The following is a 12,462-nucleotide window of genomic DNA, read 5'->3' as shown; positions in this document are numbered from 1 at the left end:
GTGTTTTCAGGCTTTGTCTGGATACCAGGGTTGGTTGTGTCGAAGCATTGCGCTGAGGATGGTCATAATCTTTCGGGCCACGGCGACGAGGGCGACCTTTGGTTGCTTACCGTTTGCAATGAGACGCTGGTGGAAGGCTCTGAGTACGGGATTTGAGCGGCTGGCGGTGAGCGCTGCCATGTAAACCACCCTGCGCAGAGCATGGCGGCCGCCCCAGATGACGCGGCGACCTTTGAAGGTGCCGGTGTCGAAGTCGTAGGGCGCCAGACCGGTAAGCGCTGCAATCTCGCGTCGCGAGGCCTGCCCGATCTCCGGCGCCAGCGCCAGTATGGTATGGCTGAGGACTGGACCGGCACCGTGGAAGGACTGGATCAGGCGATCCTTGGCCGCGAGCGCCGGCTGGCTGGCGACGAGTTGGGCCATACGCTTGGCGAGCAGCGCGATATCGAGTTCGATACGACGCAGCCGCTGGGTGAAGATGCGCTTCACCATCGGCTCGCGTAGCTGCTCGAGTTGATTGGCGAGGCTGACCTTATCGTCGCTAAGCTGCCTGCGGGCCACGACCAGATCGGCCAGTTGCTCCGCAATTGGGTCGCAACGCACCGGCCGGGTCGGCAGTTCGGCGGTGTAGCGCGCAATCAGCAAGGCATCGATGCGATCATTCTTGGCCAATCGGCCAAGGGCGCGGGCATAGTGGCGCAATTTGTGCGGATTGACGTTCCTGGCCGGCAGGTCCGCGCTGCGCAGTGCCTTGGCCACGCCGCGCTCATAGCCGCCGCTCGGCTCCATGCCGATGGCGCGTACGGTGCGACCCCGCAGCCATCGGACCAGCTTGGCCCATCCATCCTTGTCGTTGTCGAAACGCGCTTGTTCCTGCGTTTGAAACACCGCCACGTCGAGCCAGCCTTTGGCAACATCGATGCCTATGTCCTGAACCGTTTGGGCTACCATCTCCTCGGTCCCTTCCTTGTGTGCGGGGGCTTGCCCCTTGCAACTGTTCGGGTTCACAAAAGAAGGCGGTCGGGCCCCAGCTCATCCACGGTTTAGGCCACCTGAGGGGCGACGGGCTCTCGACCGCCGCCACGGATCAGGCAAGCACCTGGTCCGTGGCACCCTCAACAATGCACGATTCCAAACACACAAGGGGTGTTCCAGGGAACGCCAACGTCTCACTCCGCTGGAACACCCCTCATCCGTCTTGCCGCTTCGCGGCAATCCACCTTCTCCCACAGGGGGAGAAGGGAAGAGTGCGCTATGGCATCAACTGGTACTCATAAAGCTTCTGGTAAAGCCCGCCCTGCCTGAGCAGCGCACGATGGGCTCCGCTCTCCACCACCTTGCCGCCCTCCAGCACCACGATCGTGTCGGCCTGATGCACTGTCGACAGCCGGTGCGCGATGACGATCGTCGTGCGGCCTTCGGTCAGTTGCTGCAGTGCTTCGCGGAACAGCGCTTCGGATTCGGCGTCGAGCGCGCTGGTCGCCTCGTCCAAGAGCAGGATTTCGGCGTCGCGCAGCATGGCGCGCGCGATCGAGATGCGCTGGCGCTGGCCGCCCGACAGCAGGCCGCCATTCTCGCCGACATCCGTCTCATAGCCTTTCGCCTGCGCCATGATGAAGTCATGCGCGTTGGCGGCCTTGGCGGCGGCAATCACCTCCTGATCGGTCGCGCCCTCTCGCCCGAGCCGGATGTTGTGCATGATGGTGCCGGCAAACAGGAACGTGTCCTGGCTGACATAGGCGATCTTTTCCCTGAGCGAGGCGAGCGTCGCATGGGAAATATCCTGGCCGTCAAGCAGCACCTTGCCGCTCTTCGGGTCGTACATGCGCATGATCAGGTTCAGGATGGTCGACTTGCCGCCGCCGGAAGGCCCGACCAGCGCCGTCATCTTGCCGGGCGCAAGGGTCAGGTCGAACCCTTCGAGCACCGGCGGACCGTTCTGATAGGCGAAGCTGACGGCGTCGAACCGGATCTCGCCCGGCCCGGCCCGAAGGGGCCTCGCGTCCGGCTTCTCGGCGAGCGTTAGCGGCTGGTCGGCGAGCTCGAACATCATGCGCACGCCGACGATGCCGCTTTCCAGCGAGATGCGCACGCGCGCAAGGCGCTTTGCCGGCTCATAGGCAAACAGGAGCGCCCCGATGAAGGCCATGATATTTCCCGGCATCTGGCCACCCCGCAGGACCAGGAAGCCGCTGACGAAGACGGCCCCGGAAATTGCCAGCCCGGCCAGCGTCTCCATCACCGGGCTTGTCGCTGCCTCCAGCGTCGCGATGTTGTTGGCGCGGGTCTCGACGTCGGATACTGCCTTATACATGCGCTTGCGCATTGCGCCTTCGAGGTTGAAGGATTTGACGACGCGCACGCCGATCGCCGTTTCCTGCATGACCTGAATGATCTGGCCGACCGAGCGAAACTCCATCGCGGCAATCTTGCGCACGCGCTTCAGTATGCGGTTGACGCCATATATAGCGACCGGCCCGATGACGAAGCAGATCAGCGACAGGGCAGGCTGCTGCCAGACCATGACCCCTACCAAGACAATCAGCGACACCAAGTCGCGCACATAGGAGGTGACGATCAGGTCGAGCACGTTGCGCGCCGCCTGGGCATTGTTGGTCATGCGGGTGATCAGATCGGACGACGAGGTCGAATGGTAGAATTCGATGCCTTGCGACAGGATGCGATCATAGATCTTGCGTTGCCGGTCGGCGATGATGGCGTTGCCGACCCGGCTCATGGAATAGGCCTGGATGAAGTTGGCGACGCCCTTGAGGATAAAAATCCCGGCGACCCCCGCCGCAATCAGGTTGACGCGGTCCGTTCGCTTGAAGACCACGAATTCGTCGGTGATCGCTTTGAGAATCCAGGCGCTGGCGCCGGTCGTAGCAGCCACCACAAGCATCGACACGATTGCCGCGGCATATCCGAACATATGCTGTCGGAAGGATTCCCTGACCAGCCTCGCCACGAGGCGCTGGTTTTCCGTCGAGCGGAAGAAACGAAACACAGGCTGATCCTTGATAGCGGAATGACGAACGCGGCTTATAGAGGGAGTTGTCCCCGGATGGAACCGTCAGCGGCGTCTGGAAAGAAACCGCTGCGGCATGCTGTCTTTTGGGACACGATGGAAAAGTGATTCTGCAGGGATGACGACAGATGGATTTCGACCTTATCGTTCGTGGCGGCACGCTGCCGGATGGCAGGATTGCCGATATCGGCATCAGCGGCGAGACGATCGCGGCGATCGAGCCCAAACTGCAGGGTTCCGCGCGGACCGAGGTCGATGCAAGCGGCAATCTGGTCTCGCCGCCCTTGGTCGATCCGCATTTCCACATGGATGCAACGCTGTCCTATGGCATTCCGCGCATCAACGCCTCGGGCACGCTGCTCGAAGGCATTGCGCTATGGGGTGAACTGAAGCCGCTTTTGACGCATGAGGCGGTGCGCGACCGCGCGCTCGCCTATTGCGACTGGGCGGTGTCGATGGGCCTGCTCGCCATCCGCACCCATGTCGATGTCTGCGATGACCGTTTGCTGGCGGTCGAGGCGCTGCTCGACGTCAAGAAGACGATCGCACCCTATATCGACCTGCAGCTCGTGGCTTTCCCGCAGGACGGTTTCTACCGCTCACCGAAGGCGCGTGAAAACACCATTCGCGCGCTGGACATGGGCGTCGATGTCGTCGGCGGCATCCCGCATTTCGAGCGCACCATGGCCGATGGCACGCGCTCGGTGACCGAGCTTTGCGAGATCGCGGCAGAACGTGGCCTGATGGTCGACCTGCATTGCGACGAGACCGACGACCCGTTGACACGCCACATCGAGCAACTGGCCTATGAAACGCAGCGCCTGGGCCTGCAAGGAAGGGCAGCCGGATCGCATCTCACTTCCATGCACTCGATGGACAATTACTATGTCTCGAAGCTGCTGCCGCTGATCGCCGAGGCCGGCGTCTCCGCCATCCCCAATCCGCTGATCAACATCATGCTGCAAGGCCGCCACGACAGCTTCCCGAAGCGGCGTGGCATGACCCGGGTCAAGGAGATGCAGGCGCTCGGCATCCGCGTCGGCTGGGGCCAGGATTGCGTGCTCGATCCCTGGTATTCGCTGGGCACCGCCGACATGCTCGACGTCGCCTTCATGGGCCTGCACGTTGCCCAGATGTCGAGCCCGGCCGACATGGCGCGCTGCTTCGACATGGTCACCAACGTCAACGCCGCCATCATGGGGTTGGATCATCTTGGCCTGGCTGTCGGCAAGCGCGCCAGCCTTGTCATCCTCGACGCCGGCAATCCGATCGAGGCCCTGCGCCTGCGCGCCGAGCGCATCTGCGTCATCGCCAAGGGCAAGGTGGTGGCGGAACGGACGAGGCAGGATACCAGGCTTTCCCTGCCTGGCAGGCCGGCACAGGTCAACCGCAGGCACAGAACCACCTAGATACAGCCGATTCCCGGCGCTGGCCTTGCCGATTTCGGGATTTCTCCTCGTAAAGGCGGCCGCTTCCGTTTAGGACGCGGCTTACGCAAGGGAGGAATCGGGATCGGCATGATGCAACCCGTGGCGCAGAATTCCACAATCAGGAACGTGCTTCTGGCCGGCATCCTGCTGATGCTGGCCGGCGACTTCCTGTTTGCGCTGAACGATGCGATGGGCAAGTGGCTGGTCGCCAGCTTCTCCGTCGGCCAGGTCGTGCTGATCCGCTCGATTGGCGCCTTTATCGTGCTCGGCCCGATGATCGCCAACCAGGGCGCCGGCAGGCTGTTCCAGATGGAGCGGCCCGGGCTGCAGATCCTGCGCGTGGTGGCGACGACGCTGGACACCGCTTTGTTCTACGCGGCCGTCGTCTATCTGCCGCTTGCCGATGTGATGAGCTTCTACATGGCCGGCCCGATCTATGTGGCGGCGCTGTCGCATTTCCTGCTTGGCGAAAAGGTCGGCTGGCGCCGCTGGGTGGCGATCCTGCTCGGCTTCTGCGGCGTGGTGATCATGCTGAAGCCTTCCTCGGCGGCATTCTCGCTGTCGTCGAGCTTCGCGCTCGTTGGCAGTCTCGCCTTTGCCTTCGCCATCATCCTCAACCGGCGGCTGCGCGGCACCAGCGACACCAATCTGGTGACATGGCAGACGATTGGCACGCTGCTGGTGGGCGGCGTGCTGACCATCGGCGCCTGGCAGACGCCTTCGGCACTCGATCTCGGCGCCATGCTGCTGCTCGGCATCGTCTCCTGCAGCGCCCATCTGATGATCACGCGGGCGCTCAAACTCGCCCCGGCCTCGACGCTGGCGCCGCTGCACTACACGCTGCTGCTATGGGCCGTGGTGTTCGGGCTGGTGTTCTTCGGCGACATTCCCAGTACGCGCATCCTGATCGGCTCCGGCATCATCGTCCTGGCCGGCCTGTTCATCTTCCACCGCCAGAAGGTGGTTGACACCACGGTGCCGCCCGAAAACGTGCCGAAGGGCGTGAACTAAGCGGTTACAGGAAAGTGTGAAACGGCTTTCCGTCTGCGATTGCAGCCAAACAAAGCATACGGCACGTCACACGGTGCCGTTTCGAAGCGATGCGTTTGGCAGCTGAAGGGTATCATCCGGAGTTGTTTGAGTTTCCGGTCAGAAAGTCCGGTGTTTACATCGATATTTTGCTGTGTACGTTGCCTTCCGGGCGCAATACGGGATTGATTCTTGGCCGGAAGAGGCAAGATCAATATCTCAAGAGAATTGCGATAGAGGGGGGATAATGGGTAGTTTCTCTATATGGCATTGGCTGATCGTTTTGGTACTGATCGGCTTGCCATTGGTGTTTGTTCTAAGAGCAGCGCCAGCTGGCGGCAATCGTTTCGGAGAAATGCCGCCTCCGATGAGTTTTAGTGAAGCCGTTTCAAGTTTCTTTCGAAATTATGTGAATTTTTCCGGCAGGGCCAGTCGCTCGGAGTTCTGGTATTCCTACCTCTTCCTTTTCATTGTCGGCGTCATTCTCATCATAGTTGATGCCGTTGTGAAGAATGAAATTATCTCATCGATATGGAATCTGGCCGCCCTTCTGCCGACACTGGCCATGACCACCCGCCGGCTGCATGACATCAACCGAAGCGGTTGGCATCAGCTCCTGGTGGGATTGTTTCCCATCGGTACCATCGCGCTGATCATTTGGTATTGCAAAAAGTCTGACGATACAGTGACGTTGAGTGAAATAGAGAGGGTTTTCAGGTAGACGCGACAACAGGCATTTGGGCGCCTGATAGAATCGCGGGAACGCCAAAGCCGCTGTCACATGGAATTGCTCTACCCCAAACGCACAGCCGCCAGATGCCGGGAAAACTCCGGCGTCTCCATCAGTGCCTTGCAGCGGGCGAAGCGGCCGTCGGCATAGGCGCGGAAATCGTCGACCGGGTTGTTGTTGGCGAGCTGGATCAATCCCCATAGCGTCCACAACAGGTCGCACATTGCCTTGTAGATGACGACCCGGCCGCGCTCGGACGGCCGCGCCTCGCCGCCGAAATAGGCACGCATCATCTCCTCATCCTGCGCGGCGTCGAATTTGCCTTCCACGCTGAGGTCGCCGAGATCCCAGAGCGGGTCGTTCATCCCCGAATATTCCCAGTCGACGATCCACATCCGCTCGCCCGTATCGAGAAAATTCTCGCACAGCGGGTCGCAATGGCAGGCGACGAGCGGCAGCGGATGGGCGGCCAGCGCCGAGCGCACGCTGTCGGCCTCGCGCACCACGTCGTGATAGCCGGCGGGCAGGGTGACGTCCTTGGTCGACAGTACCTTGAGATAGTCGTCGATCATCGCGAACAGTTCGAAGCGGAAGGGGAACACGGCGCCGGAATTGTGCAGCTTGCGGAAGGCTTCGCCGGCGCGGGCCGGACTGCCCGGCCTCTCCTTAAATTTTTCCGGCGACATCGTCACGGCGCCGGCGATGAAGCGGGTCACCATCACGCCGGTATCGGCATCGGCATGCAGCACTTCGGGGCTCACGCCGGCTTTAGCCGCCTCGCGCGCCGCCACCGTTTCGTTGGCGCGGTTGATGTATTCCTCGGTGCCTTTGCCCGGAATGCGCAGGCAGAGATCGCCGGCCCTGAAAACGAGGTTGGTGAGGCCGCCGAGCCGGTCCAGTGGCCCGGTGTAGCCGGCCAGCATCGGAATGGCGGCCAGTTTTGCCCGCGCCTCGTCTGTCACCATGCCCGCGCCCCCACGCCGTTATTTCTCGCCGCAACGGTTCCACAATTTTCGCCGTTTGGCTATCATCGGATCGAAGGCAACTCGATCAGGCGACAAAGCAGCGATGACGGACGGCAAACACCTGGGCGCGCTCAGCGCAGCCTACGCGGCGAAGCGGCCAGAGGAAGTGGCCGCCCTCTATGATCGTTGGTCGCAGACCTACGACGCAGACATGTCGGCCGCCGGCTATCGTCATCCGACGATCTGCCTTGCTTTGCTCGCCCGCCATTTGCAGCGGGGCGCGGCACCGTTGCTCGATGCCGGCGCAGGCACCGGGCTCATCGGCGAATGGCTTGATATTACCGGCTATCCGCAAGTCGAGGCGCTGGACATCTCGCAAGGCATGCTGGATCAGGCCGCCCGCAAGGGCGTCTATTCCGCGCTGCATTGCCTGGCGATGGGCGGGCCATTGCCCTTTGCAAGTAATGCCTATGCCGGGATCATCTCGGCCGGCGTCTTCACCTCGGGCCATGTCGGCGTCGAAGGGCTGGACGAACTGATCCGCATTTGCCGGCCGGGCGGGGTGATCGTGCTGACGGTCAAGAACACGCTGTGGGAGGCCGGTTTTGCCGCACGCATCGCAGAGCTCGAAGCACAAGGCAGCGTCACCCGCGCCGAGGAGACTCGCCCCTACGTATCCATGCCGGGCGAGGCAGACACCGTGCCCAGCCGCGGTCTCGCCCTGCGGGTGAATTAGGCTTTCACCCTCTCAGCGGCCGGATCGTACATCGGCTCGAGATGGATTTTGGCCGGCGTCCGCTCCATCGCGACCACCAGCTCATAGTCGCCCGAGGCGAGAAAATCGTCGCTCACCCCGTCAGCGTTGCGCACATAGCCATAGCCGATGTTCCTGCCCAGCGTGTAGCCATAGCCACCGCTTGTGAGATAACCGACCGGCTCGCCATTGCGCAGGATGGTCTCGCGGCCAAGCAGCACGATCTCCGGGCTATCGACCGTGAAGCCGGCAAAGCGCTTCTTCAACGGCGTGCCGCCAACCTTCTCGAGAGCGCGCCGTCCGACGAAATCGGTGTTTTTGCGCAGCTTGACCGCCCAGCCGAGCCCGGCCTCCTGCGGCGCATCGTTGGGTGTGATGTCGGAACCCCAGGCGCGATAGCCCTTTTCCAGCCGCAGCGATTCCAGCGCCCGGTAGCCGACCGGTCGGATGCCGTGCTGCCTGCCCGCCGCCATCAGCGCGTCGAAGACTTCGCCGGTGGCCGCGATCGGCACATGCAGCTCCCAGCCGAGTTCGCCGACATAGGTGACGCGCAGCGCCCGGACCATGTGGCCGGCGATGGTGATCTCGCGGACATGGCCGAACGGGAAGCCGGCGTTCGAGACATCGGCATCGGTCACATCGGAAAGCACATCGCGAGCGCGCGGACCCATCAACGACAGCGTGCCGAAATCCTCGGTGACGTCGGTCAGCCCGGCATCGAGGCCTTCGCCGATATGGTCGCTGATCCATGAGGCATCATGCGTGCGGAAGCCGGTGCCGGTGACGATGTAGAATTTGTCCTCGGCCAGCCGCGCCACGGTTAGGTCGGCCTCGATGCCGCCGCGCGTGTTGAGAAGCTGCGTATAGGTCAGCCTGCCGACCGGCTTGCTGACATCGTTGGCGCAGATCCAGTCCAGCGCCTTGGCCGCGTCGGGCCCGCTCAATTCGTATTTGGCGAAGGACGACTGGTCGAAGATGCCGACATGCTCGCGCACATGCCGATGCTCGTCGCCGACCGCCGCGAACCAGTTCTGCCGACCCATCGAATAGATGTCGTGCGGCTCGACGCCTTCGGGTGCGAACCAGTTCGGCCGCTCCCAGCCGAGCTTGGAGCCGAACACGGCGCGCTGCTGCTTCAGCCTGTCGTAAAGCGGCGAGACGATGCGCGGCCGGCCTGAGGCATACTCCTCGTGCGGGAAGCCGATCGTGTAATGCTTGCCATAGGCTTCCAGTGTGCGTTCGCGCACCCATTGCCGGTCGCGGTGCAGGTTGGAAAAGCGCCTGATGTCGACCACCCACAAGTCAAGCGGCGCTTCACCATCGACCACCCACTGCGCCAGCACCCAGCCGGCGCCGCCGCCCGACGCGATGCCGAAGGCGTTGAAGCCGGCGCCGACGAACATGTTGGCGCATTCGGGCGCCGTGCCGAGGATGAAATTGCCGTCCGGAGTAAAGCTTTCCGGCCCGTTGATCATCTGCTTGACGCCGACGGTCTCCAGCGCCGGCACCCGCGCGATCGCCTGTGTCATGTGCTGCTCGAAATGGTCGTAATCGTCGTCGAACAGCCGGAATTCCCATTCGTTTGGCACGTCGCCACCGGGCAGACCGGTCGTCCACGCCTGCGGGTTCGGCTCATAGCCGCCCATCACCAGCCCGCCGACTTCCTCCTTGAAATAGGTGCGCCGGTCCGGGTCGCGCAGCGTCGGCGCGTCGGTCGCCAGTGCCATCGATCTTCTCGGTGATGATGTATTGGTGCTTGACCGGCTGCAGCGGCACGTTGATGCCGGCCATGTCGCCGACCTGCCGTGCCCATTGTCCGGCGCAGTTCACCACCTTGTCGCAAGCGATGTCGCCCTGCTTGGTCTTCACCGCCGTGATGCGGCCGTTCTTCATCTCGAAGCCGGTGACGCGGACATCCTCATACAGCTTCGCGCCGTGCATGCGCGCGCCTTTGGCCAGCGACTGGGTGATGTCGGAGGGGCTGGCCTGGCCGTCGGTCGGCAGCCAGGAGGCGCCGACGAGATCGCCGGTTTCCATCAGCGGCCACATCGCCTTGACCTCGGCCGGGGACAAAAGATGCATGTCCATGCCGAAGCTTTTCGCCGTCGTCGCCAGCCTCTTGTACTCCGTCCAGCGGTCGGCATTGGTGGCAAGCCGCAGGCAGCCGGTCATCTTCCAGCCGGTGGCAAGGCCGGTTTCGGCCTCCAGCCCCTTGTAGAGGTCGACAGAGTATTTGAGCACGCGGGTGATCGAGGCAGACGAGCGCAATTGCCCGACCAGGCCGGCGGCATGCCAGGTCGAGCCGGAGGTTAGCTTGCCCTGTTCGAGCAGCACGACGTCGGCCTTGTGGTCGCGCGCCAGATGATAGGCCGTCGAACAGCCGATAATGCCGCCGCCGATGACGACAACCGCGGCCTGGCTAGGCAAGGTCATGATTTCAGGATCCCGTATTTCGTCCGGTAGTTTTCCAGCGCCGCGTCGAGCCGCACCAGGTTTTCCTCGGTGTAGGCGACGTAGTCGATGCCGGGTGCGTCGAGATAGAGTTCCGACACCATGCTCCACATTGCCTCGCGCAACAGCGAGGCGCATTGCATGGCGGCATGCGAGCGGCGGATCGCCTCGTCCGGTTCTTTCATGAAATAGGCGGTCAGGAAGGCGAAGGATTCCGCATCGCTCATGCCGGCGTTGGAGGCGACGCCGGCAAGGTCGAACATCGCCGTGTTGAAGCCGGCATATTCGAAATCGATCAGCCACAGCCTGCTGCCGTCGTCGAGGATATTGGCCGGCAAAAGATCATTGTGGCCAAAGACGATCGGCAGCAGTTTCTGCGCCCGCTCCAATTCGTCGGCCAGCGTCAAAAGACGCGGCAAGTCGCTGCGCTTGCGGCTGCCGCCCTCTTCAAGCGTGCGTGCATAGTCGCGGATGACGTGGAACACCCAGAACATGAAGCCGGCGCCGGAAATATGGTTGGGCATCTCGCGGTGGAAGCCGCGCATCAGCGCCGCGACGCGGCCAAGATTGGCGCGCACGTCCTCGGCCAGATAGGTCCTGGCGCCGAGGAACGCCGTCACCATGATGCCCGGTTCGGCATAATGGACAGCCGGTGCGAAACCGGCGGCGTGGGCCGCTCGCGCGGTCATCACCTCGCGCTCGCGGAAGACATGGTGGAAGGGATAGTCTTGGCCGAAGCGCACGACATGCCGTCCGGCAGCGTCGCTGACCACATAATTGGCGTTGCTCAGGCCGCCGGGCAGGGGGGCGATCTCGATGGCGCCGGTCCAGCAGGGCAGGGCGCGGATGCGGTCTTCGGCAATCACGGAATCATCCCTGGTTTGCTGGCCTGGTTTGCTGGGCTTCGACAACGCGCCATGGACAGCGCAACGACGGCGGGGAGAACCGCAAATAATCTCGTCGGTGCGGGACGCCAGGATTGGTATCCCGCACCGCACCGACGAGCCCCTTGGCCAGGTTTCTGATCCCGGCATCCGCCCCCGCGGATCTCTAGATTCCTTGTGACAGGCACGTTCAAGACGGCCTGGTCAGTGAGTTGCGGCTCTGCCATCGCCCTCCCGTTTGCAGCTCCGAACCCCTGTTGATGTCTGGATTTCACGCCAGGGTTGCTCGGTTGTCAACAAAAACATGTGACTTTTTTTGGGTGTTTTGCCCGAAAGCAAGGGAGATCCCTTTAAAAGCACTCGAATTACCTTAGAACCGGTCAAAAGCCTAAGTCCGGGAAAACCAAATGGCCCATTCCAAACGCCACGGCGAAATACTGCGGCTGCTGCAGGAAGAGGGAACCGTCACCATCGCCAGTCTGGCCGACCGGCTGGGTGTTTCGCTGGAAACCGTGCGCCGCGACGTCAAGCCGCTCACCAGTGATGGCTCGGTTCTGAAGATGCATGGCGCCATCGGCCTGCCATCGATGATCGGCGAAGCGCCGTTCGAACGGCGCATGCGCGAGAATGCCGACGCCAAGCGCGTCATTGCCCGCATGGTTGCCGCCACCATCCGCGACGGCGAATCGGTCATGCTCGACACCGGCACCACGACCTCGTTCCTGGCGCGGGAACTGCTCGGCCACCGGCGCCTGACGGTCGTCACCAATTCGTCTGACATCGCCCGCACGCTGGCCACCATCAACGGCAACAAGGTCTATATGGCCGGCGGCGAACTGCGCAGCGATTCCGGCGCAGCGTTCGGCACCTCGGCCATCGAGTTCGTCAGCCGCTTCTCGGTCAGCCACGCCATCATCTCCACCGGCGCCGTCGATGCGGTGACGGGTGTCATGGACTATGATCTGGAAGAGGCCGAGTTCGCCCGCATGGTGCTGTCGCGCGGCCAGCGCTCGCTTGTCATCACCGACCACACCAAATTCGGCCGCCAGGGCCTTGTCCAGGTCTGCGGCTTCGATGGCTTTTCCGAACTCGCCACCGACCGCTCGCCGCCGCATGACATCGCCGCCGCTCTGGCACAGGCCGGTGCGCGGCTCAGCATTGCCGGCGGCGAAGCCGGATTTTGAGCCGAAC

9 protein-coding genes and 1 pseudogene are annotated in these 12,462 nt (G+C 62.8%); 5 read left to right on the top strand and 5 right to left on the bottom strand.

Annotated elements, in window-relative coordinates; genetic code table 11:
* Positions 1 to 6: 6 nt before the first annotated feature.
* Together AC56QX_RS02290 and AC56QX_RS02285 are read right to left on the bottom strand one after the other, a co-directional pair.
* A complete protein-coding gene (locus AC56QX_RS02290; protein ID WP_497113352.1) occupies positions 7 to 951 on the bottom strand; it encodes an IS110 family RNA-guided transposase in 945 nt (314 codons plus the stop codon).
* Positions 952 to 1,252: 301 nt separating this feature from the next.
* On the bottom strand, positions 1,253 to 3,007 hold the full coding sequence (locus AC56QX_RS02285) for an ABC transporter ATP-binding protein (protein WP_497113524.1): 1,755 nt from the start codon (positions 3,005 to 3,007) through the stop codon (positions 1,253 to 1,255).
* 149 nt (positions 3,008 to 3,156) lie between these two features.
* Here AC56QX_RS02285 and AC56QX_RS02280 point away from each other — a divergent pair, with 149 nt between their 5' ends.
* From AC56QX_RS02280 to AC56QX_RS02270, 3 genes are all read left to right on the top strand, one after another.
* A complete protein-coding gene (locus tag AC56QX_RS02280) occupies positions 3,157 to 4,437 on the top strand; it encodes an amidohydrolase family protein (RefSeq protein ID WP_497113523.1) in 1,281 nt (426 codons plus the stop codon).
* 108 nt (positions 4,438 to 4,545) lie between these two features.
* Positions 4,546 to 5,469, top strand: a complete 924-nt coding sequence (locus tag AC56QX_RS02275; RefSeq protein WP_497113521.1) for a DMT family transporter — start codon at positions 4,546 to 4,548, stop codon at positions 5,467 to 5,469.
* Between the two features lie 265 nt (positions 5,470 to 5,734).
* On the top strand, positions 5,735 to 6,208 hold the full coding sequence (locus AC56QX_RS02270) for a DUF805 domain-containing protein (RefSeq protein WP_497113519.1): 474 nt from the start codon (positions 5,735 to 5,737) through the stop codon (positions 6,206 to 6,208).
* A gap of 71 nt (positions 6,209 to 6,279) precedes the next feature.
* On the opposite strand, the gene AC56QX_RS02265 is transcribed toward AC56QX_RS02270, so the two are convergent.
* A complete protein-coding gene (locus AC56QX_RS02265; RefSeq protein ID WP_497113517.1) occupies positions 6,280 to 7,182 on the bottom strand; it encodes a phosphotransferase in 903 nt (300 codons plus the stop codon).
* A 103-nt stretch (positions 7,183 to 7,285) separates the two neighbouring features.
* On the opposite strand from AC56QX_RS02265, the gene AC56QX_RS02260 reads away from it, so the two are divergent.
* Positions 7,286 to 7,918: a class I SAM-dependent DNA methyltransferase gene (locus AC56QX_RS02260; protein ID WP_497113515.1), complete on the top strand. Its 633-nt coding sequence runs from the start codon at positions 7,286 to 7,288 to the stop codon at positions 7,916 to 7,918.
* Here the strand turns inward: AC56QX_RS02260 and AC56QX_RS02255 are convergent.
* Together AC56QX_RS02255 and AC56QX_RS02250 are read right to left on the bottom strand one after the other, a co-directional pair.
* A pseudogene (locus tag AC56QX_RS02255) lies at positions 7,915 to 10,369 on the bottom strand (GcvT family protein). The gene AC56QX_RS02260 and the pseudogene AC56QX_RS02255 overlap by 4 nt on opposite strands.
* A complete protein-coding gene (locus tag AC56QX_RS02250; RefSeq protein WP_477441008.1) occupies positions 10,366 to 11,253 on the bottom strand; it encodes a phosphotransferase in 888 nt (295 codons plus the stop codon). Before AC56QX_RS02250 ends, AC56QX_RS02255 begins: the two are co-directional and overlap by 4 nt.
* A 425-nt stretch (positions 11,254 to 11,678) precedes the next feature.
* Between AC56QX_RS02250 and AC56QX_RS02245 the strand changes: the two genes are divergently transcribed.
* Complete coding sequence (locus AC56QX_RS02245; protein WP_497113514.1) at positions 11,679 to 12,455, top strand: DeoR/GlpR family DNA-binding transcription regulator; 777 nt, start codon at positions 11,679 to 11,681, stop codon at positions 12,453 to 12,455.
* Positions 12,456 to 12,462 lie beyond the last annotated feature (7 nt).

It is taken from the genome of Mesorhizobium sp. RCAM 06353, assembly GCF_059683585.1.
The sequence above is the reverse complement of the archived record's forward strand: the minus strand, read 5'-3'. Positions and strand labels throughout refer to the sequence as shown.